We start from the raw sequence: 22,054 nt of genomic DNA on the forward strand, positions 1-22,054 counted from the left end.
GAAAGATGGCCGGCGCCTAAGCTGCCAATCTCCCCCCTTGTGGGGGAGATGTCCGGCAGGACAGAGGGGGGCGCCGTAGAGCACGAACCTTGGCAGCGCGGACGCTCGCAAACTCAGCGCGCCGCCCGCCTCCCCATCACCACGCCCATCACCGCCAAGCTCCCGATCAGCACCGACAGCACCCCTGCCGGCAGCTCCGTCGGTGCAAACACGATGCGCCCCATCCAGTCGGCGAACACCACCAGCGCCGCCCCCGCCATCGCGGCGCCAAACAATTGCGGGCCGGCGCGGCGCAGGCCCATCAGCCCGGCCAGATGCGGCGCGAGCAGCCCGACGAAACTCATTGGGCCGACGACCAGCGCCGCGGCTGCCGTCGTGATCGCCGCCAGCACCAGCACGGCGAGCCGCGCCGCGTGCAGCGGAATACCGAGGCTGGTCGCCACGCTCGACCCTAGCGGCAGGATCTCCAGCCAGCGGCATGCAAGCGCCGAGAGCGCCAGCCCGGCGAGGCCGGCCAGGAGCACGACAACAGCGAAATTCAACTCCACCCAATAAGTCGAGCCGCTCAGCCAGGCGAGCACCTGGCCCGAGCGCGGATCGCCGAGCGCGAGGAACAGCAGGCTCGACGCGTCGAGCAGCGCCGTGATGGCAATGCCGGTCAAAAGCAGTCGCTCCGGCGTGAAGCCGCGGTCGAGGCCAAGCATAAGGATCGCTCCGGTCACTGCCAACGCGCCGACAATTGCGCCAAAAAGCTGAAGCCCGGCGCTGGCATCGGCGAAGAGCAGCAGCACCGCGATCAGCCCCATGGCGACGCCGCCGCCGATGCCAAGGATTTCCGGGCTCGCCATCGGATTGGCGAACAGCCGCTGGACCAGGCAGCCAGCGACGCCGAGGCCGAGACCCGCGCCGCAGGCCGCCACGACGCGCGGCAGGCGCCAGGGGAAGGCTCCCGGATAGAAGCCGAAGCCGTCCGGCCCGCGACCGAGGAGGAAGGCGAGCGCAAGCACCAGCGCCAGCGCGGTCGCCAGTGCGGCGAGCACAACCGCCGACCGCTTTGCGCCGCCGTTGCCGAGGCTCGCCGCAAGCCCGCCGCCTGTCTCCAGCATCAGGCGCGGCACGCGCCGCAGCAAAAAGATCAGCATCGGCGCGCCGATCAGCGCCGTGACGGCGCCGGTCGGCAGGTTTGCAGCCTGGTCGGGCGGCAGGCGCTGGATGAGTTGGTCGACGAGGAGCACGAGCGCAGCGCCAGCCAGCGGCGCGGCGACAAGCCGCTCGCCGAGTTTTCCCGCGCCGAGCACCCGCGCCAGATGCGGCGCCGCCAGCCCGACGAAACCTATGATGCCGACGGCGGCCGCCACGCTTGCCGAGAGCAGCACGGCGGTGGCAATGAGCAGCGGCTTCAGGAGCTTCGACAGGCCAAGGCTTTTCGCCTGCTGGTCGCCGAAGCCGAGGATGAGCAAAGGCCGCGCCAGGGCGGCAATGAGGATCGCGCCGATGGCGACACGCAGCGCCAATTGCTCGACCCCGGTCCAGCCGTCCTCGACCAGCGAGCCGGCGCCCCAGATGAACATCGAGGCGAGATATTGCTGGTTGAGCAGCATCAAGAGGCTTGAAATGGAGCCCAGCGCGAAGCTGACGACGAAGCCTGAGAGGATCAGCGCCGTCGGGTCGGCGCGGCGCCGCCAGCCGATCGCCGCGATCAGCCCCCAGGCGGCGAAGGCGCCGGCGATCGCCAGCAACTCGGGATGCGCGGCATGCAGGGCGGGCGCGGCGAGCAGGCCGACGGTCAAAGCCAGATGCGCGCCGGCATTGACGCCGAGCGTTTCCGGCGCCGCAAGCGGGTTCTGCAGCGCCTGCTGCATCAAGACGCCGGCCAGGCCGAGCGCCGCGCCCGCCAGCAGCGAAACCGTAAGGCGCGGCCAATAGGCGTAATCGAGGAGCAGCGCGCGCACCGCCTCGCTGCCCTGGATATCGGCGATGTTATGGACGATCAGCCCGGCGACCAGCAGCAGATAGGCGCCGCCCGCGAAAAAGACCGCCAGACGGCGGCGGTCATGAAGCATGGCCGCGCCCGAAAAGCTCAATGTGCTGGAGAAGCAGATCGGCGAAGCGTACGGCGGACGGCAGGCCGCCAAAACCCCAAACGCTGGGCAGGATTTCATAATTGCCGGGCGCGAAGGCCGGCAACTGGCCGAGCAGCCCGTCGCGCGCCGCAAGCTTGGCGCGGACAGCGGGCGGCACCGGCTCGATCACCAGCACGGCGGCGTCGCGGATGGCGAAAAGCTGGTCGACGCCGGCATTGGCAAAACCCCAGAAATTGCCACGGCCCATCCAGGCATTCGTCAGTCCGGCGCGCTTCATCACGTCGTCGAAGAGGCTGCCGCGGCAGAATACCCAGGCGTGGCGGTCGTCCTGGAAGTAGAGCACCAGCACGAGCTTGGTCTGCGTCGTGCCGACAGCATCCTTCAGCTTCGCGATCCGGGCGTCGGTGGCGGCGATGAGATCGCCCGCCGCCTGCTCGCGACCGGTGAGTGCGCCGAGCCGTCTCGTGTTCTCCTGCGCATGGCGGTAGGGCTCAAGATCGTCGGTGAAAGTGGCGAGGCTGATGACCGGCGCGATCTTGCCGAGCACCGGCTCGATGGCGGTGAATTGCGGCGTCGACAGGATCACCTCGGGTTTCAGCGCCGCCAGATATTCGAGGCTGGGCGTGGCTCTCAGGCCAAGCTCGGCGATGTCGGGGGGCAGGGCACCGACCCAGTCGCGGTAGCCGGCGGTTTCGGCAAGCCCGAGCGGCGTGATGCCCAGCGCCAGCAGCGTCTCGGCCGTGCCCCAGTCGACGGTCGCGACGCGCTTGGCATGCGTAGGCACGGGCTCTGCAGCCACCGCCGGCAGCGCCGCCAGCAACGCAATCAGGAATGCCAGAAGCCTTGCGATCACGAGCGCCGACCGGCTGCTGCCGTCACCATTTGTAGCCCATCGTCAGGCTGATCTCGCGGCTCTCGCCGTAGAAGCAGGTGATGTTGCAGGAGGCGACATAGGCCTTGTCGAACAGGTTGGAGACGTTGAGCGCGGCCTTGAAATTGTCCTTCTCGTAGCGGATCGCGGCATCGAACAGCACGACGTCCGGCACCTTCTGCGTGTTGGCCGCGTCGGCGAAAGAGGAACCGACATAGCGCACGCCGCCGCCAAGGGTGACGCCTTGAAGCCGGTCGGACGGGACGGCGTAGTCGAGCCAAAGCGAGCCGAATTGTTCCGGCGTGCCGGTCGTCACCTTGCCGATCTCGGCCGGGTTGCCTTCCTTGATCTTGAGGTCATACCAGGTATAGGCGCCGGTCAGCTTCAGGTCGGGCGTGAGCTGGCCGACGGCCTCGAGCTCGATGCCGCGCGAATTGACCTTGCCGATCTGCCGGTTGAACAGCACGCCGTCGCTGGTCACGACATTTTCGCGCGTCAGGTCGAACAGCGATGCGGTGAGCATCACGTCGCTCAGCCATGTCGGCTGATACTTGACGCCGACCTCGTATTGCACCGCCGTTTCCGGCTTGAAGGCATCGCCGGAGGCCGTGTCCGTGCCGGTCAGCGGCAGGAACGAGCGCGAGATCGAGGCATAGGGCGAGATGCCGTTGTCGAAATTGTAGATCGCGCCGGCGCGGCCGCTGAAGGCATCGGCGGAATAGCTGGTGCGCACGCCGGTCGGGCGGTCGGTGACCTTGGTCTGGACATCGTCGTAGCGGCCGCTGAACACCAGGTTCAGCCGGTCGATTTGCATCATGTCCTGCGCATAGAGACCGGTCTGGCTCTGCAGCGTGTTCGACTGGTCGTAACGCGAGGTGACCGGCGGCGCGCCGTTATAGACCGGATCGAGCACATCGAACGGCGGCGCATCCTCGAAGCCCGATTCGTCATGCAGGTCGAAGCGCTTGTAGTCGAGACCGAGAAGCAGCGTATGGTCGATAGGTCCTGTGGACGTCTTCCATTCGACCTGGTTGTCGACGGTGAACAGGCCGAGGTCCGGCTTCGACAGGAAATTGGCACGGTCGAGCATGCCGCTCGCCGGATCGTTGTTCAGCCAGCCCTCGCCATAGACGTTGCGGAAGTCTACATCGAGATGGCCGTAGCGCAGGTTCTGCCGGACCGTCACGTCATTGTCGAAGCGGTGCTCGAACTCGTAGCCGATCATCTGCTGCGAGCGCTCGAACTTGTCGACGCCGGGTTCGCTGGTGAACAGGTCGCGCGGGATTTTTCCAAAGGGCGCGTCGACGACGGTGCCGACATAGGGCAGGAAATTCTGGCCGCGCGTCTTCAGCTTCGAGACGTTGGCGTAGACGGTGAGGCTGGTGTCTTCGTCCGGCTTCCAGGTCACCTCCGGCATGATGGCGAACTGGTCATTGTCGGTATAGTCGACCTGGGTGCCGCCGTAATTGCCGGTGGCGATGAAGCGGTAGGCGAGCGTGCCGTCCTTGTTGACGCCCTCGACGTCGAGCCCGGTCCAGACATTGCCGAACTCGTTGACGCCGATCGCCGTTTCGCCGCGGTTCTGGAAGGCCGGCCGCTTGGAGACGAGGTTGATGAGGCCGCCCGGATTCGAGGCGCCGTAGAGCGCCGAGGACGGTCCGCGCAAGACATCGATGCGGTCGAGCAGATAAGGGTTCGCCTTCCAGGTGGCGAAACTGTCGCTCGACTGCAGCTGCAGCCCGTCGAGAAAGTAGCTGCTGACCTGCGAGGAGAAGCCGCGGATCAGGAACCAGTCGTTGCGGGTGTCGTTGCCGAAGGTTTCGGAGCGGATGCCCGGCGAATAGCGCGTGGCTTCGACGACTGACCGCGCGGCCTGGTCCTCGATCTGCCGGGTGCCGATGACGCTCACCGCCTGCGGCGTCTTTTCCAGCGGCTGGTCGGACTTGTTTGCGCCGGCGTCCTTCTTTGCTTTGTAGCCGTCGAAGTCGGCGCTGCCATCGCCGGCCTGGCCCTCGACCTGGATCGGTGCAAGCACTTCCTGCTTCTCCTGCGCCAGCGCCCGCGGCGCATGCAGGAAAGTCGTCGCCAGCAAAAGCCCCGCCAGAACGCGCCTGTTCGTCATCACCCTGATCCCCATCTTCGCTGCGCGCAGCGCTATGCAAGATGAGTAAAAGAGTCAACTTTTAATTTGTCGGGCAAAAAGGGTTTGGCGATCTCCCCCCTTGAGGGGGAGATGGCCGGCAGGCCAGAGGGGGGCGGTCAGACTGGGCTCGGCGCCTTTTGGTGAAAGAAGGCGTCGGCGCTCCACGCCCGGCGACCCCCTCTGTCGCCTTCGGCGACATCTCCCCCTCGAGGGGGGAGATTAGCAGCGCAGCGCCTCGGCCTACCCCAAATGCTCCGCCCTGAGCTTTTCCTTCATCCGCTCCAGCGCCGGCTCGCCGCCGGCCGAGAGTTCCTTGGCGATCCGCGCCAACTCACCGTCCGCCTTGCGATATTTGCTCCCCCAGGCGCCCAGCGTCGCCAGCACCGGCAGCAGGTCGATGCCGGCCTCGGTCAGCCGGTAGATCGCCTTCAGCCCGTGTGAGGGATCTTCGGTGCGGGTGAGGATGCCTTCGTCCTGCAGCGTCTGCAGCCGTTCGGCGAGCGTCCGCGACGAGATGCCTTCGTCCGACAGCAGGAACTCGCGAAAGTGCTTTTTCCCGGCGAAGACCATGTCGCGGATGATAAGCAGCGTCCACCGGTCGCCTAAAAGTTCGAGCGAGAGGCTGATCGGGCAGCCCGACCGATCCCGGGTCGACATGGATTATGGTTCCATTTTTAAATCACTTTACTATTGACATCATTTATCGCCATGCGTCAAATGGTTCCGAAAGTAAATCATTTTCAACGAGGAGGATTCCGGATGAAAAAGCTCATCCTGCAGATGCAGATGTCGGTCGACGGCTTCGTCGGCGCCGATGAGGACCATCGCTGGCAACTTTGGGAATGGGGCGACGAGAGCGACTGGGACGACGAGTTGAAGCAGGACTTCAACGCCGTGTTCGAAACCGCCGACACCATTCTGCTCAGCCGCAAGATGGCGGAGGAGGGCTATCTCAACCACTGGGGCAATGCGGCAAGGAAATACCCAAAGGACCGCTTCTATGCCTTTGCCCAGCGCATCGTCGAAGCTGAGAAGGTGGTGCTGAGCGACAGGCTGAAGGCGTCGCGATGGGAGCGCACGCGGGTCGCCAGCGGTGACTTGCCGCGCGAGGTGAACGCGTTGACGGCGGGCGAAGGCGGTAGCATCGCCGTGTTCGGCGGCGCCGGCTTCGCCTCGGCGCTGATCGCCGCCCGCCTGGTCGACGAGTTCCAGCTCTTCATCAACCCGGCCGTGCTGGGCAGCGGTCGCCGCATCTTCGACCAGGGCGGCTTCGCCGGGCTGAAGCTCATCGGCTCGAAAGCCTATGCCTGCGGCATGGTGGTGAACCGCTACGCGCCGGCCGGATGAGTGACCTGAATCGATCTGGCAGCGCGCCGTCTCAACCGCTTGTTCGCTTGCGCTTTTCCGGGAGGAGAGGGAACTGTCCGGGATCCCCCTTACTGGCCTTGACGGGACCCCAGCACATTGATTTTCCGGCATCCCGCCTCATCATTGGCCGCGGCCGCGAGCCGCAGGGCTTCATGCGACGTCAGGCCAATGAGTACGCGGCCGCCAAATTCGGCGGGCTCCTCATTGGCCGTATCAAACACCGTCCAACGGTCGGTCGGGTCCTGTAACGCGACGAATCTCATCCGAGACTCCTTCCATGAAGAGCCTCTAATATTGCAGGCGTTTCACGGCGTTCCTATGATCTAGCCCACATACGCTTTCGTCCGATTACTTCGATTCGATGCCGGACGGCAAATCCGCACAATGCGCTCGGACAACGCGCCGCCTTCACTGCCCCGCCTGGTCGGCGTCGGTCAGGGTGCCGAGGAAGGCGACGATGTCGTCGATCTCGGTGTCGGTCAGCGCCGGCCTGTCGCCGGGTTTTTTGCCGTTGAAGGGCGGGTCGGTATTGAGGTTTCCCCGGTAGGCCTTTGGCAGGTCGTCGAATTTGTTGATCGTGCCGTCGGCGTTCTTCGGATACCAGCGGCCCGGGTCGCTATCGCGGCTGGCGTAGAAGGCCACCGCCTCGCGCAACGTGTGGAAATAGCCGTTGTGGAAGAAGCTTTTGCGCAGCGCGACGTTGCGGAGTGTCGGCGTCTTGAACAGGCCGCAATATTCGCTATGCCCTTTGAAATCGGTGCGCAGCGGGCCACAGAGCCCGAGATCGAAATAGTTCGGATCGGCATTGGCCGGGATCGCCGGGTTGCGCGGCACGGCAATCGCGATCAGGCCAAAATCGGTGAATTGCGGCGACTCGCCGTCATTGGCCGGCTCGCTCAAATGGCAGCTCGCGCAATTGCCTTTGTTTTCATCCTCGAACAGCGCGCGGCCGCGCAGCTCCTGCGCTGTCAATTGGGCCTTGCCGGCAAGGAAGGCGTCGTAGCGGCTGGAATAGGGATAGAAATCGGCGCTGCTCTGCTCGAAGGTGCCGAGCGCCTCGACCGCGGCGTCGAAGGCATCTTGCGGATGGTCGAGCACATCCGCGCCGAACGCCGCCTTGAAGGCATCGGCGTAAGGCGCCTTGCGAAGCGCTGCGATCACGGCGGCTTCGTCCTCATTGCCCATCTCGAAGGGCGAGAGCAGCGGGATCCTCGCCTGGTCCCTGCCATGGTCGGCGCGTCCATCCCAGGTCAGCCCGCCGGTCGGGCCGTTGTCGACGCTCTCGTCGCCTTCGTCCTCGGAGTCATAGAAGTGCTCGGTGAAGGCCGGCGCCGCCTGCAGGTAGCGCAGCGACGGCACGGCGCGCTGGCCCGGCTGGTCGAGGTTCGGCCCGCCCATCTCGACCGGCGCGGCCGATGCTGGGCCGAAGGCATGGTTGGGGTCGTGGCAGGACGAGCAGGCCTGCTTGCCGGACGCGGACAGCGACGGGTCGAAGAACATTTTTCGCCCGAGCACCGTCAGCGCCTCGGCGCGGGCGAAGGCTTCCGCGCGCGATAGCGGACCGGGGTGAGTGCTGCCCGCCGGCAGGCCGTCCGCCGGCCACAGGATGGCGATGCCGGCCAGAGTTGCGAGCCTCACGGATTTCCATCCTGTCATGGTGGGCTGATCCCGTTTGTCCCTAGCGTAAGCAGGCATTGCTACGGATTGATGACCTATCGGGCGGAGGCGTAGATCCCCTGCGCCGAGATCCTTCACACACCCCTCTGTCCGGCCGGACAGAGGGGTACTGTCCCGCCAGCGTAACCTGTTCAGCACTTCAGATTACCAGTTCCGCGTAGTCCATGCCCCTGTCACAAAGTTGACAAGCGCCAGTCCTAGCGTCGGCTTGTTCCTCCAGCCATTCCCCAGCCACGAGGCATTTCCCCAATGATCCGGCCCTTTCTCTCCCTTTGCCTCGCCTCGACGGCGCTGGCATCGCTCACCGCTGCTGCCCATGCGGCTCCTCCCGGCTACGACAAGATCGACACCGTCGTCGTTATCTACGCCGAGAACCGCAGCTTCGATAACCTCTATGGCGGCTTCCCCGGCGCCAATGGCCTGGCCAATGTCTCGGCCGATCAGGCGCGCCAGCTCGACCGCGACGGCAAGCCGCTTGCGGAGCTGCCGCCGGCCTGGGGCGGGCTGACCGGCAAGGGTGTCACGCCCGCGGTGACGGAAGCCCAGACCGCGCATCTCGCCAATGCCGTCTTCGCCATCGACGATCCCAAGGGTTTCAACGAGGGCACCAACGTCATCACGCATGATCTCTGGCACCGCTTCTACCAGGAGCAGATGCAGATCGACGCCGGCCGGAACGACAAGTTCGTAGCCTGGGCCGATTCCGGCTCGCTGGTGATGGGTCACTATGACGGCTCGGTGCTGCCGATGTGGACTGTCGCCAAGAAATACGTGCTCGCCGACAATTTCTTCCAGGGCGCCTTTGGCGGCTCCTTCCTCAATCACTTCATGCTGGCCTGCGCCTGCGTGCCGTTCTACCCGCACGCCGACACCAGCCCGGTGAAGGGCCAGGTCGCCGTCGTCGAGCCCGATGGCGTGACGCTGAAGGTGGCTGACAACTCGCCGGCCTCCGCGCTTGGCGGCGTGCCGAAATTCGTCAATGACGGCGCGATCACGCCGGACTTCTATGCCGTCAACACCCTGCAGCCGCCTTACCAGCCGAGCGCCAACAAGCCGGCCGAGGGCGGCGACAAGGCGCTGGCCGATCCGGCGCAGCCGACAACGCTGCCGCCGCAGCACGAGGTCACCATCGGCGATCTCCTGTCGCTGAAGGGCGTGACTTGGGCCTGGTATTCAGGCGCCTGGCAGGCGGCGCTCGACGGCAAGAACGCCACGCCGGCGCCGAACTTCCAGTTCCATCATCAGCCCTTCAATTATTTCGCGGCCTATGCGCCGGGCACCGCCGCGCGCGCCGAACACCTCAAGGACGGCGGCCTCGACGGTGTCGAGTTCATCAAGGCAATCGACGACGGCAAGCTGCCGGCCGTCACCTTCTACAAGCCGCAGGGCAACCTCAACGAGCATGGCGGCTATGCCGACGTGTCCTCCGGCGACAAGCACCTCGCCGACCTCGTCGCGCATCTGGAGAAGAGCCCGCAATGGCAGCACATGCTGGTCGTCGTCACCTATGACGAGAATGGCGGCTTCTGGGATCACGTCGCGCCGCCCAAGGCCGACCGCTGGGGTCCGGGCAACCGCGTCCCGGCCTTCATCATCTCGCCCTATGCCAGGATGGGCACGGTCGACCACACGCAGTACGACACCACCTCGATCCTGCGCTTCATCACCAACCGCTACGACCTACCGGTGCTGCAAGGCATCGTCGCCCGCGACAAGGCGCTGGCCGCCAAAGGCGAGCCGCCGATGGGCGACCTGACGGCCGCGCTTGATCTGACGAAATAAAGCGCCTTTTCCTCGCCCCCGCAAAAGCGGGGGGAGGTGTCCGCGAAGCGGACGGAGAGGGGGCCTTCGTAGGGCGCTCCCCCTCTCCGTCGCGGCTTCGCCGCGCCACCTCTCCCCCATTTCATGGGGCGAGGAATCGCCAGTCGCCAAACGCCGCGCCGAACCTCGGCGGTTGTCCTCATCAATTCCCGTCCGCTATCAATGGCTTCCAAATCGGACGAAGGACATTCAATGAGTGAGCTCAAAATCCGGACGAGAACAACCGGCGCTTCTGCCATCCTGCCGCCGAGCGGTCTGCCCTCGGTAACAACGCCGACCGGCGGCGCGGTCGACGTCGTGACTTCGGTGAGCACGCCGGGCTTCAACCCGCTCGACCTGCTCTATGCATCCTTGGCCGCCTGCATGGTGCTCAGCGCCCGCATCGCGGCAAGCCGCCTCGGCGTCGCCGACCGGCTTGGCGAGGTGAGGGCCGACGTCAGCGGCGAAAAGGCGAAGGACGAGCCGTCACGGGTCGAAAAATTCAACATCAGGCTGGAGATCGCCGGCGATCTCGACGCCGCTACCAAGCAGCGCATCGTCGAGGATGCCGAGACGATCTGCACCGTCTCCAACACGCTGCGCGGCGCGCCAGCGCTTCACGCGACGCTGGGGTGAGAGCGATGGCGCATCTCTCCCCGATCGACTACACAACGGCTTCAGCTGAAATCCGCGCCGAGCATGACCGGGAACTCGCCTTGCGCGGCCGTATGACCAACATGAAGCGCATCCTGCTCAATTCGCCGGCGGCGCATCGCATCTACGCCGAATGGTTCACGCTGCGCGATCTTCTCAGACCCACGCTCGACGACCGCGCCATCTGGCTGTTCTCGAAGGCGATCTCCGAGACTTTGCGCGCCGAAATACCGGTTACCTTCTTCCGCCGGGCGCTGATCGATTCCGGCCTCGATCCCGAAACGATCGAACCCACTACCGACGAGGCGCTGCTGGTGTCCTTCGGCAAGGCGCTCGCCGCCGATGCCAATGCCGTTCCGGACGAGATTTGGACGGCGCTCAAGGCGCGCTATGACGAGACGTCGCTCGTCAACCTCACCGCCTTCGCCGGCATCATGGTGGCGACCTGCGTGTTCACCAATGCGGTGAAGGTGGAGCTCGATCCGGAGCTGGAGGGGTATCGGCGGCGATGAAGCTGCAATCTCCCCCTTGTGGGGGAGATGGCCGGCAGGCCAGAGGGGGGCGCTGTCCCGCCGGCGTCTCCGCGAGACAGCAATCGGCACGGCCTGGCGTGAAAATGAAATTCGGAAACGTCGCGATCCTTCGCGCCCCCCTCTGCCCTGCCGGGCATCTCCCCCACAAGGGGGGAGATCAGCGCTCCGGCGCCGCCGCCCACCTCCGCACGAATCGGGTGGCCGCCGCACCGCCTCCGCCCCACTTTGATCGCATCAAAGGAGGCAACGATGACCATCCATTCCCTCAACACCAAGCGCGCGAGCCGCTCCGCCGAATCCCGCGTCGCCGCACAGAACTGGCGCGCCCTTGTCTCCGAGCTCAACGCCCAAGGCTCAGCCGTCATGCCGGGCCTGCTGTCGCCTGAGGAATGCGCCGAAATCGCCGCGCTCTACCCACATGAGGAGCATTTCCGCAGCCATGTCGTGATGGCCCGGCACGGTTTCGGCAAGGGCGAATATCGCTATTTCCGTTATCCCTTGCCGGACCTGATCGAAGGCCTGCGCACCGCGCTCTATCCGCGGCTCGCCGCCGTCGCCAACGACTGGAACGAGAAGATGGGCGCCGCACTTCGCTATCCCGCCGACCACGCCGCTTTCCTGAAGCGCTGTCATGACGAGGGCCAGACCAAGCCGACACCTTTGTTGCTGCAATACGGCCCCGGCGACTTCAACTGCCTGCACCAGGACCTCTACGGCGCGCTCGCCTTTCCGCTGCAGGTGGCGATCCTGTTGTCCGAGCCCGGCGAGGATTTCACCGGCGGCGAATTCGTCCTGACCGAGCAGCGCCCGCGCATGCAGAGCCGCGCCGAAGTGGTGCCATTGAAGCGCGGCGACGCGGTGATCTTCGCCGTCCACAACCGGCCTATGCAGGGCACCAAGGGCTACTACCGCGTGAATCTGCGCCACGGCGTCAGCCGCCTGCGCTCGGGACGTCGGCATACTGTGGGGATTATCTTTCACGACGCGAAGTAGGGTGCGGCTAATCTCCCCCCTCGAGGGGGAGATGTCGCCAAAGGCGACAGAGGGGGTCGCCGCGCGTGAAGCGCCAGCTTCTCCTTCGCTTCGGGACAAGATGCCGGCGCTCGATGTGAGAGGACCCCCCTGGCCTGCCGGCCATCTCCCCCGCAAGGGGGGATCACCTCATCTGCGGCGTTTGCGCTCTTCCCCTGCCGCCCTCATTCGCGTATTCCCCCGGGCAAATCCCGCCATCTCAGCGCAGTTACCCCGGACCGCCCCATGATCCGTCTCGAAAGCATCGGCAAGCAGAACGGCCGACAGATCGTCTTTATCGAAGCCTCGGCAGCCTTGCAGAAGGGCGAGAAGATCGGGCTCGTCGGCCCGAACGGCGCCGGCAAGACGACGCTGTTCCGCATGATCATCGGGCAGGAGCAGCCCGACGAGGGCCAGGTCTCGGTCGATCGCGGCGTCACCATCGGCTATTTCAGCCAGGATGTCGGCGACATGGAGGGTATGAGCGCCGTGGCGGAAGTCATGGAGGGCGCTGGGCCAGTGAGCGCGGTGGCCGCCGAGATGCGCGAGCTCGAGCACGCGATGGGCGATCCCGATCGCGCCGACGAGATGGATCAAATCATCGAGCGCTACGGCGAGTTGCAGCACCGCTTCGAGGAGCTCGACGGCTATGCGCTGGACGGCCGCGCACGGGAAGTGCTGGATGGCTTGGGCTTCAGTCAAGAGATGATGGACGGCGATGTCGCGAAGCTTTCCGGCGGCTGGAAGATGCGCGTCGCGCTCGCCCGCATCCTCCTGATGCGGCCGGATGTCATGCTGCTCGACGAGCCGAGCAACCATCTCGACCTCGAAAGCCTGATCTGGCTGGAAAAATTCCTGAAGGACTATGACGGCGCGCTGCTGATGACCTCGCACGATCGCGAGTTCATGAACCGCATCGTCTCCAAGGTCATCGAGATCGACGCCGGCGCGCTCACCTCCTATTCCGGCAATTACGAATTCTACCAGGAGCAGCGCGCGCTGGCCGACAAGCAATTGCAGGCGCAGTTCGAGCGCCAGCAGGCGATGCTGGCCAAGGAGATCGCCTTCATCGAGCGTTTTAAGGCGCGCGCCTCGCACGCGGCCCAGGTGCAGAGCCGGGTGAAAAAGCTCGACAAGATCGACCGCGTCGAGCCGCCGAAGCGCCGCCAGACCGTGGCCTTCGAGTTCCAGCCGGCGCCGCGCTGCGGCGAGGACGTGGCGACGCTGAAAGGCATACACAAGTCCTACGGCAGCCGCTGGATATATTCGGGCCTCGACTTCCAGATCCGCCGCCGCGAGCGCTGGTGCGTGATGGGCGTCAACGGCGCCGGCAAGTCGACGCTGCTGAAGCTGGTCGCCGGCGCCTCCGAACCGGACGAGGGGACCGTCGCGCGCGGCCCCAGCGTCAAGATGGGCTATTTCGCCCAGCACGCCATGGAACTGCTCGACGGCGAGCGCACCGTCTTCCAGACGCTGGAGGACAATTTCCCGCAGGCCGGGCAGGCGCCCCTCAGGGCTTTAGCCGGCTGCTTCGGCTTTTCCGGCGACGAGATCGAGAAGAAGTGCCGCGTGCTGTCAGGCGGCGAGAAGGCGCGGCTGGTGATGGCGCTGATGCTGTTCGATCCGCCCAATCTTCTGGTGCTCGACGAGCCGACCAACCACCTCGACATGGCGACCAAGCAGATGCTGATCGAGGTGCTCGCGCAATACGAAGGCACGATGCTCTTCGTCTCGCACGACCGCCATTTCCTGGCCGCGCTGTCGAACCGCGTGCTGGAGCTCACGCCCGACGGCATCCACACCTATGGCGGTGGCTATACCGAGTATGTCGCCAGAACCGGCCAGGAAGCGCCGGGGCTGAGGGGGTAAACCTCACACCCTCGCCAAGCCGCGCTCGATCAGCCGGGCAAGGCGGGCAGAGAACGCCTTGGCGTCGGCCGGCTTGTCGCCGTCGAGCACGCGCGCCTCGTCGTAGAGGAGGTGTGCCGCGTCTTCCTTGAAGGCCCGCTCCTCGTCGCCGAGCTTGGCAAGGGCCGCGACGCGCTCGTGGCGCGGATTGATCTCGAGGATCGGCTTCGCCGTCTTGTCGAGACGGCCGGCGGCGTTGAGCAGGCGCTCAAACTGGCGGTCGGGGCCATCCTCGGGCGCGACCAGGCAGACCGCGCTTTCGGTCAGGCGGTCGGAAGCTTTCACATCCGAGACTTCGTCTCCGAGCGCCGATTTCACGAAGGCCAGGAAGCCGTCGAATTCCGGCGTCGTCTCGGCTGTCGGCGTCGCCGCGGCGTCGAGCAGCGGGATCTCCGAAAGCTCGGCCGCGCCCTGGGTGACCGATTTGAACGGCTTGCCATCGAATTCCGGCGCCATCGTCGTCCAGAAACTGTCGACCGGATCGGTCAGGAGCAGCACTTCGATGCCGCGCGCCTTGAACCCTTCGAGCTGCGGCGAGGCCTCGAGCCGGCCGCGGTCGTCGCCGGCCATGAAGACAATCGCCTTCTGCCCTTCCTTCATCGCGGCGACATAGTCAGCCAGGCTGCGCAAACCTTCGCCGGACGCGGTCGAGCGGAAGCGGGCGAGCTTCAGCAACTGCTCGCGCCGCTCGTAATCCTCATAGAGGCCTTCCTTGAGCACGACACCGAAATTCTCCCAGATCTTGGCGTAAGCCTCGGCATCGTTGTCGGCTGTTTTGGCGAGGTCGCCGAGCACGCGGTTGGTCACGCCCTTGCGGATCGCGGCGAGCAGTGGGCTTTCCTGGATCATCTCGCGCGAGACGTTGAGCGGCAGGTCGGCGGAATCGACCAGGCCGCGCACGAAGCGCAAATAGCGCGGCAGCACGTCGGCATCGTCCGTGATGAAGACGCGCCGCACATAAAGCTTCATGCGGCCCTTGCGGTCCTGGTCGAAGAGGTCGAAGGGGCGCGATCCCGGCACGAAGGCGAGCACGCTGTATTCCTGCCGGCCTTCGGCGCGGAAGTGGATCGTGGCGGCCGGCTCGTCATACTGGCCGGCGACGCTGCGATAGAAGTCGGTGTATTCTTCCGGTTTGATCTCGCTCTTTTGCCGCACCCACAGCGCGGTGCCGTCGGCGATTTCGCGCGGTTCGGCGCCCGGCTTCTCGACAAGCGCGATCGGCACCGGCACATGGCCCGACTGCGACTTCGCCAGCCCTTCGAGCCGGTAAGGCGTGGTGTAGGAGGTGGCGTCCTCCATCAGATGCAGCACGACTCGCGTGCCGCGTTTGGGTGCCGCAGTGAGCGGCACTGGTGCGATCTCATAGGTGCCCTTGCCGTCGGACGACCAGCGCCAGGCCCCCTCACTGCCGGCCTGGCGGCTGATGACGTCGACATGATCGGCCACCATGAAGGCAGAGTAGAAGCCGACGCCGAACTGGCCGATGAGCTGCGAATCCTCCGTTGCCTTGCCGGCCTCGACGCGTTCGATGAAGGCGCGGGTGCCGGAGCGGGCGATCGTGCCCAGCGCCTCGGCCATCTCGCCACGGCTCATGCCGATGCCGTTGTCCTCGACGGCGATCTGCTTGTTGTCGGGATCAGCGGAAATGGTGATGCGCGGCCTGGCGTCGTCGCCCAGCAATTCGGGACGGGTGATCGCCTCGAAGCGCAGCTTCTCGCAGGCGTCCGCGCCGTTGGAGATCAGCTCGCGCAGGAAGACGTCCCGGTCCGAATAGACCGAATGCACCATCATGTGCAGCAGCCGCGAGACATCCGCCTCGAATGTCCTGGTTTCCGTCGTCTTCGTATCCGTCATCTGAACTTTCCCACGTCTCGGTTCCGCCCGTCGCGCCAAGCGCGTTCAGGCTTCCATCCGTCGATAATTTTCAATTGTGCCGGCGGCGCCCGGCTGGGGCCGCCCTCGGCACGACAATATCGTGACGGGACGCGAAGGCAACAAGGGGCTGGTTTGTGGGCCGAAGCGGACGGCCGCCCGCGAGGTCGAAAAAGCACTTGCCGCGCTTGGTAGAGGTGACGCTGGCGGAACGTCGCGCAACCCTCTGGAAAGTCGCGATAACCTTAATTTCTTCCTTCTTTTGGTCAGGCTTCCCGTGGGGAACGTAAAGGGATAAATTAGCAATTTGTTAAGTAATACGGCGGGCGTGAGCGTAAGAGGTGTGCCGTTATGAATTTCAAATCCCTGATCAAGCGGGCCGAAAACGTAGACAAGGAATTTCAGGAGCTCCAATCGGATCTGGCGGAAGCTTTCGAGGAATGTCTTGCGGCTGACGAACAGGCGTCCCTGGAGGACGATGTGGCCGCCGAGGTGGCTGCAAGCGATGAGGGTCCGCCCGACGAGGCCCGGTCCGACACTGCCGCATCGCGACTGACGCCACACACCCAGACGCGGCTGGCCGCCCTGGAAGCCGTCGCCGGGCTTTTCCGCGACGGACAGGGCCATCTCGAGGAGATCGAGACGAGGCTGGCTGAGATTGCCACCGCGCATCAGATGACGCGCGATATCCTGAATGTTCTGCATCGCGATGCGCTGCGCGCTAACGAACTGGAGCTGGCGAACGCCGCTCTGGGCGCCGAACACAAGACCATGTCGGAACAACTGCTCGATGCCGCCAGGAAGCAGCGCGAACGCGACGGCGCGGCAGAGGCCTGGCAACAGCGCGAGGCGAGCCTTGTCCAGGACCGGGAGTCGCTGCGCGAGGCGCTTGCGGCGGTGCGGCTCGAGATGGTCGAGATGGGCAATGAGAGCGCCAGGCGCGAGGCGGAGTTCGGCGAGATCGTCAAGACGCTGACGGCCAAGACTGTCGAGGCCGACAGGCGCGCCGCCGAGAACAAGCTGCTGCGCGAAAAGCAGGTCGGCCTTTCTGTCGACCTGGAGCAGGCGCAAAAGCGCGAGGCGGAAGCCCGGCACAAGTTCGACGAGTTCGCGGCGACCCACGCCAACGAAACCGCGCATATCGCCGAACTTATGGCCCAGCTCGGCAGCCACGAGAAGGAGGAGGCCCGGCTGCAGAAGTCGCTGGAGACGACGCAGGCCAGGCTCGCCGAAACAGCCGAGGCGGCCCGCATCGCCGAAAGCGACAGCGCGGCCGAGTTGGCGCGGAGCCAGGCGGAGCTGCGTGGCCTGCGTTCCGAGATTCAGGAGCTGCAATCGCGGCTGGAGCAGGCCTCGAACGACAAGACCGAAGCCTCTGCCGAGACGACAAGGCTCAGGGCGCAATTGAACGATGCCGTGACCGAACGGCAGATCGCGGAGGAGAGGCTTGCCGTTCTCAGGAACGAGAACGAAGTCGACAAGAAGAACCTGTCGGTGGTCAGCACCAACCTCTCGCAGCTTTCGCTGCAGCAGGCGTCCGAGCAGATCCAGCTCGATATCCAGAAACAGGAATGCGAGGACCTGCGCGCCGAGATCGTGGCGCTCAATGCCCGCATCCAGGAGCTGCTGCCTTACGAGCGGCTGCACAGGGTGACGGATGCGAGATCACGCAAGGACGTCGTGCCCGTAACCAACGGGATCATCGCGGAGGCCGCGCGCCCGACCGCGCGGCGCAACAGCCGACGCAACATGCGCGCCAACGCAGGCTGACGGTCGGGAAGCACTGACGCTGTCGGTTTAGGCAACCTACTGGCCGGCCATGTGGTCGGCAAGCTGCTGCGCCTGAGCAAGCAGCGCCGGGAAGGCCGGACCGCCCGGCAGACGCTCGGCCATGCAGGCGCGATAGTCGCCGTCGCCCTTTTCCCAGGCGGCATTGGCGGAATCATAGGCCTGCTGGTCCTTGAGGTCCGAGCCCTGATAGGTCTCCTGGAATTTCTGGGCGGCCGCGTCAGCCGCGGTCCACAGCGCCTCGCAGGCCGCGATCTTCGGCACGGGCGGTGACGCGGGCGCCTCGGCGATCAAAATGCGATCGCCCTTGACCACCGCGACGACGACCTGCTGGTCGTAGATCGGCCCGACATCCTGCGTCCAGCCGCCGAGCCTGGCGATGGCGATATCGGCGCCATCCGGCTTCTGCAGCGCAAAGTCGAGCGTCTTCAAGAAAGCGGCGTCGCTGCCGATCGCCTGGGTGTAGAAGCCGTCGAGCTTGAGCGCCTCATCGAGGCCGGCGGGCAGCCTGAGGCTTTCATCGTCCCCGTCGGCCTTGGACTGCAGCCAGCGCTCGGCGAGCCCGCGCGTCGTCGCCACGATGCTCGGGCCCTCGTCGCTCTTGGCGTATCGCAGCCCGTCGAGCATGCCGAAGCCGATGTCGGAAGCGCTGAGGCTTTCGAGATTGATCGTGCCGGTTGCCGGGAAATCCTTGACCGCCAGGGGACCGAGAATGGTGGTGAGGCGCTGCTGGAGATCGGCCAGCGCTTTTGTGTTGGCCGCATCGAGCGTTTCCACTTGAGCGTTCGAGCTTTCCTGCGCCGCGATATCGGAGATCGCCTTGTCGCGCGCCGCGATATAGTCGTCCTCCGGCGAGGCCGCGAAAGCCGCGCCGCTCGCCAACGCGAACAGAAGCGTCCAGACCAGGCGCATGATGTAACCTCCCACCTTCGGTCTTATTCAGAAGACAATGCGCATTTGAAGACAAGATCAGGCTAAAAAAAGACCGCGAGCGCGGGTGCTGAAGCTGCCAATCTCCCCCCTTGTGGGGGAGATGTCCGGCAGGACAGAGGGGGGCGCGAAGGAACGCCAGCCTTCGCCGTTCTTCTGAAGAAGGCTCCAGTCGATGGCGCGGTGCGACCGATTGGAGAGGTTGGCGGGACAGCGCCCCCCTCTGCCTTGCCAGGCATCTCCCCCACAAGGGGGGAGATCAGATGTCGCCGTCGCCTTCGCCAATCGCCCACGTGGCAGCTTCCGCCCCGTCACCCCTGCCGCTTCTCCACCTCGGCCTTCCTCAGCAAGAATCGCTGGATCTTGCCGCTCGGCGTTTTCGGCAGCTCGGCGACGAACTCGACCTCGCGCGGATAGGAATGCGCGGAAAGCCGCTTCTTGACATGCTGGGCGAGCTCCTCGGCAAGCGCCTCGCTGCCCTTGTAAGCTGGCGCCAGCACCACGAAGGCCTTGACGATCTCGGTGCGTTGCGGGTCGGGCACGCCGACCACCGCCGCCTCGTTGACCGCCGGATGCTCGATCAGCGCGCTTTCGACGTCGAAGGGCCCGATGCGGTAGCCGGCCGAGGTAATCACATCGTCAGCGCGGCCGATGAAGGAGACCGAGCCGTCCGGCTCGTATTCCACCGTGTCGCCGGTGCGGTAATAGCCGCCCGATATCGCCGGCGTATCCGCCTGGTGATAGCCGTCGAACCAGCGCAGCGGCGATCTTGCGATGTCGACCGCAAGCACGCCCGGCTGGTTGGGGCCGAGCTCGTTGCCGGCATCGTCCAGCACCACCATGCGGTAGCCCGGCATGGCAAAGCCGGCCGAGCCCGCGCGCACCGTGTGCGCCAGCCCGTGATGATTGTTGACCATCATGCCGTTCTCGGTCTGGCCGTAATGGTCATGGATGGGCGCGGCAAGGTGCGCGTCGAACCAGCGGATCACTTCCGGATTGAGCGGCTCGCCGGCGCTGCTCACCACGCGCAGTTTTCCTTTGACGCGAGCGGCCGCCTCGGGCCCTTCCGCCATCAGCAGGCGATAGGCGGTGGGCGAGCCGGCGAGGCTGGTGACGCCGAGGCGCTCGATGATGTCGTAGGTGCTTTTGGCGTTGAAGGCGCCTTCGTAGAAGGTGGTGGCGATGCCGAGCTGCAACGGCCCGGTGATGGCGTAGTAGAGTCCATAGGCCCAGCCGGGATCGGCGATGTTCCAGAACACGTCGTCGGCGCGAAGCCCGATCGCGTCGCGCATGTAGGCGCCGAAGGCGAGCAGGGCGTTGAGCGGCACCGGCACGCCTTTCGGGTGACCCGTCGTGCCGGAGGTCGACATCATCATGAAGAGATCGGAGCCCTTGCGCATCACCGGCTCGCAATCAGGGGAGGCGGCGGCAGTTGCTGCGCGGAAATCGATATCGCCTTGGGGTAGGGTGTCGCCGGCGCCAAGAATCGTCGCGATGCGCGGATGGTTTTCCACCTCGTCGAGCTTGCCGCGGTTTGCGGGATTGGTCACCACCAGTTTCGCCTTGCTGTAGCTCAGCCGATGCTCGATCGCCTTCGGGCCGAAGGCGGTGAACAGTGGCTGGTAGACCGCACCGACGCGCCAGGCGCCGAGGATCAGCGCCACCAGTTCCGGGATGCGCGGCAGCATGCCGGCCACGACATCGCCGGCGCGCACGCCGAGTTCCTTGAGTATGGTGCCGACGCGGCCCGACATATCGGCGAGATCGTCGAAACTGTATTCGCGCAGATCGCCATTGGCCGAGATCGCGCGCAGCGCCAGGCGGTTCTCGCCGGTGTAGCGGCCGCAGCATTCGATATAGGCATTGATGCCGCTCGCCGGATCGCCGTGCAGCCTGACGATCTCGTCTTCGATGCGGAATTGCGCAACGGCTTCGTCATAGCGTGGCAGCGCTGGCATTTCGGTCATTGCGATCCTCCCTCGGCGGCTCGCCACCTCCCATGATCGCCGCCGGGTGAGATTGCCCGAAAACGCGGCGCCGGTCGATTGCGGCGAAAGTCGAGAGTTCGACACGCGAGCGACGGTCGCGCTCTACGGCGCCTTCGTCGTTCAAAACCTTTCCAACCAGCAAGCTGGCACCCGTCCCGGACGGCAAGGCCTCGGCCATGACCATCGGTTTCCTCAAGGACAACCATATGGGCACGCTGCAGCGCGTGGGTGACTAGTGCGGCTCAGCGGTCAAGACGCCCGGCCGTAGTGCAGCAGTGTGAAGCAATCGCCGCTGCCCGATTTTGATTGCGTCAGAACCGGTTTCGACCGGTCGATCCATTCCTGGTGCGACCTGGCATCAGCCTCGATCGCCTCGACCGGCGCGAATTTGACGAAGCCGCGTCCTTGGCTGAACAGCCAGCAGGCGCGGCCGAGAAATTGCCTGCTGCGCAGTCGAAGGAGATCGGCATCGTAGAAGATGTCGAGCACTTCCTGCTTGATTTTGCGCTCCTTCTCCGGATTGGCGACCGCAATCTCGACCGGCTCGCCGCCGATGGCGTCCTGCAGGTCCTTGTAGTCGAGGGCGATTTGGGTTGTGGCGTATTTGATCTCGCTCTCGTCGCGCACGATGTTGAACCACAGTTTGGGATCGAGCTCATTGACGACGAACGTCGTTTCGAAATCGCGCGACAGGTTCAGGATGTCGAAGTCGCGCAGATCGATATCGCGTTCGACCAGGAGGATTTTCGCGACCTGCTTGCCGAGCTCGCTTCCCTGCGTGCTCACCGCAGCGTTCTTCCCGCCAAGGTCGGGATTGACATAGGCGCCGCCTTCATCCAGCACGTCGTCGAATTCGTCGAGCGAAGCGACGACGGGAGCGCCGCGCGCGATGCGTCCTGCGAGCTTGGCGAGCACCTGCTGCAGCTCCATCTCGCGTCTGCGCTGGTCCTGATAGTTCTGCTGGAAGAAGAAGATGAACAGCGAGACGCCGATGCCGATCAGGATCACGCCGAGCTGCGAGAAGATGTTGCGATAATATTCCAGCAGCTTTTCGCGGTGGCGCACCTCGTCGCGCACGCTGTGCGCCACACGCAGATTGACGACCAGCGACAGGATCAGCAGCCCCCCGCCGACCAGGATGAGCCCGCCGATGAGGAGGTAGCCATGGCCTGCGTTGAAATCCATTCGTGTCGCCCCGAAACCCCTGGCCGCGCAGATTAATACCATTTCGCGCAAACCCCTATGGTGCTGGGTATCCATGCGGATATCTAGGGGCACACCCCCAACGTCGCGTTCTGTCGCGCCCCCCTCTGTCCTGCCGGACATCTCCCCCACGAGGGTAGGGCTATCGCATATGAGTGAAGAGGCGGAGTAGGTCTTGATCGGCCCATCGTGCTTTGAGTCGTTTGTGGCTGAGCGGGATGTTT

The 22,054-nt window shown here is 65.1% G+C and carries 18 protein-coding genes; 7 read left to right on the forward strand and 11 right to left on the reverse strand.

Annotation, left to right across the window (positions count from 1 at the left end; genetic code table 11):
- Nucleotides 1–113: 113 nt before the first annotated feature.
- The 4 genes from fhuB to AC4FWB_RS27915 all read right to left on the reverse strand — a co-directional run bounded on the left by fhuB (nt 114) and on the right by AC4FWB_RS27915 (nt 5,755).
- Nucleotides 114–2,063 (reverse strand): Fe(3+)-hydroxamate ABC transporter permease FhuB, encoded by a 1,950-nt coding sequence (fhuB, locus tag AC4FWB_RS27900; RefSeq protein WP_491029451.1) that lies wholly within the window; start codon nt 2,061–2,063, stop codon nt 114–116.
- Entirely contained in the window at nt 2,053–2,937 is an 885-nt protein-coding gene (locus tag AC4FWB_RS27905) for an iron-siderophore ABC transporter substrate-binding protein (protein WP_491029452.1), read from the reverse strand. Before AC4FWB_RS27905 ends, fhuB begins: the two co-directional genes overlap by 11 nt.
- A 22-nt stretch (nt 2,938–2,959) precedes the next feature.
- On the reverse strand, nt 2,960–5,077 hold the full coding sequence (locus AC4FWB_RS27910) for a TonB-dependent siderophore receptor (protein WP_491029453.1): 2,118 nt from the start codon (nt 5,075–5,077) through the stop codon (nt 2,960–2,962).
- Between the two features lie 261 nt (nt 5,078–5,338).
- Nucleotides 5,339–5,755, reverse strand: coding sequence for a winged helix-turn-helix transcriptional regulator (locus tag AC4FWB_RS27915; protein ID WP_491029454.1), 417 nt, complete (start codon nt 5,753–5,755; stop codon nt 5,339–5,341).
- A gap of 102 nt (nt 5,756–5,857) precedes the next feature.
- On the opposite strand from AC4FWB_RS27915, the gene AC4FWB_RS27920 reads away from it, so the two are divergent.
- Nucleotides 5,858–6,445 (forward strand): dihydrofolate reductase family protein, encoded by a 588-nt coding sequence (locus AC4FWB_RS27920; RefSeq protein ID WP_491029455.1) that lies wholly within the window; start codon nt 5,858–5,860, stop codon nt 6,443–6,445.
- A gap of 89 nt (nt 6,446–6,534) precedes the next feature.
- Here AC4FWB_RS27920 and AC4FWB_RS27925 read toward each other — a convergent pair whose 3' ends face one another.
- Together AC4FWB_RS27925 and AC4FWB_RS27930 are read right to left on the reverse strand one after the other, a co-directional pair.
- Nucleotides 6,535–6,729, reverse strand: a complete 195-nt coding sequence (locus AC4FWB_RS27925; RefSeq protein WP_491029456.1) for a hypothetical protein — start codon at nt 6,727–6,729, stop codon at nt 6,535–6,537.
- Between the two features lie 145 nt (nt 6,730–6,874).
- Nucleotides 6,875–8,122, reverse strand: a complete 1,248-nt coding sequence (locus AC4FWB_RS27930; RefSeq protein ID WP_491029457.1) for a cytochrome-c peroxidase — start codon at nt 8,120–8,122, stop codon at nt 6,875–6,877.
- A 270-nt stretch (nt 8,123–8,392) separates the two neighbouring features.
- On the opposite strand from AC4FWB_RS27930, the gene AC4FWB_RS27935 reads away from it, so the two are divergent.
- The 5 genes from AC4FWB_RS27935 (at nt 8,393) to AC4FWB_RS27955 (ending at nt 14,010) form a co-directional block, all read left to right on the forward strand.
- Nucleotides 8,393–9,925, forward strand: coding sequence for an acid phosphatase (locus tag AC4FWB_RS27935; protein ID WP_491029458.1), 1,533 nt, complete (start codon nt 8,393–8,395; stop codon nt 9,923–9,925).
- Between the two features lie 231 nt (nt 9,926–10,156).
- The gene (locus AC4FWB_RS27940; protein ID WP_491029459.1) at nt 10,157–10,579 is read left to right on the forward strand and encodes an OsmC family protein; all 423 of its coding nucleotides are present in this window, start codon (nt 10,157–10,159) and stop codon (nt 10,577–10,579) included.
- Between the two features lie 5 nt (nt 10,580–10,584).
- Entirely contained in the window at nt 10,585–11,109 is a 525-nt protein-coding gene (locus AC4FWB_RS27945; RefSeq protein ID WP_491029460.1) for a carboxymuconolactone decarboxylase family protein, read from the forward strand.
- 270 nt (nt 11,110–11,379) lie between these two features.
- A complete protein-coding gene (locus tag AC4FWB_RS27950; protein WP_491029461.1) occupies nt 11,380–12,123 on the forward strand; it encodes a 2OG-Fe(II) oxygenase in 744 nt (247 codons plus the stop codon).
- Between the two features lie 264 nt (nt 12,124–12,387).
- Nucleotides 12,388–14,010, forward strand: coding sequence for an ABC-F family ATP-binding cassette domain-containing protein (locus AC4FWB_RS27955; protein ID WP_491029462.1), 1,623 nt, complete (start codon nt 12,388–12,390; stop codon nt 14,008–14,010).
- A gap of 3 nt (nt 14,011–14,013) precedes the next feature.
- On the opposite strand, the gene htpG is transcribed toward AC4FWB_RS27955, so the two are convergent.
- A complete protein-coding gene (gene htpG / locus AC4FWB_RS27960) occupies nt 14,014–15,903 on the reverse strand; it encodes a molecular chaperone HtpG (protein ID WP_491029463.1) in 1,890 nt (629 codons plus the stop codon).
- Nucleotides 15,904–16,272: 369 nt separating this feature from the next.
- Between htpG and AC4FWB_RS27965 the strand changes: the two genes are divergently transcribed.
- Nucleotides 16,273–17,691, forward strand: coding sequence for a coiled-coil domain-containing protein (locus tag AC4FWB_RS27965; protein WP_491029464.1), 1,419 nt, complete (start codon nt 16,273–16,275; stop codon nt 17,689–17,691).
- Nucleotides 17,692–17,727: 36 nt separating this feature from the next.
- Here AC4FWB_RS27965 and AC4FWB_RS27970 read toward each other — a convergent pair whose 3' ends face one another.
- The 4 genes from AC4FWB_RS27970 to AC4FWB_RS27985 form a co-directional block, all read right to left on the reverse strand.
- Nucleotides 17,728–18,621, reverse strand: coding sequence for a hypothetical protein (locus AC4FWB_RS27970; protein WP_491029465.1), 894 nt, complete (start codon nt 18,619–18,621; stop codon nt 17,728–17,730).
- 329 nt (nt 18,622–18,950) lie between these two features.
- Nucleotides 18,951–20,606 (reverse strand): acyl-CoA synthetase, encoded by a 1,656-nt coding sequence (locus AC4FWB_RS27975; protein WP_491029466.1) that lies wholly within the window; start codon nt 20,604–20,606, stop codon nt 18,951–18,953.
- Entirely contained in the window at nt 20,575–20,805 is a 231-nt protein-coding gene (locus AC4FWB_RS27980) for a hypothetical protein (RefSeq protein ID WP_491029467.1), read from the reverse strand. Before AC4FWB_RS27980 ends, AC4FWB_RS27975 begins: the two co-directional genes overlap by 32 nt.
- 71 nt (nt 20,806–20,876) lie before the next feature.
- Nucleotides 20,877–21,812 carry a hypothetical protein gene (locus AC4FWB_RS27985; protein WP_491029468.1) on the reverse strand — a complete coding sequence of 312 codons (936 nt, stop codon included), beginning with the start codon at nt 21,810–21,812 and terminating at the stop codon, nt 20,877–20,879.
- Between the last annotated feature and the right edge of the window lie 242 nt (nt 21,813–22,054).

The organism is Mesorhizobium sp. LEGMi-168a (genome assembly GCF_058312955.1).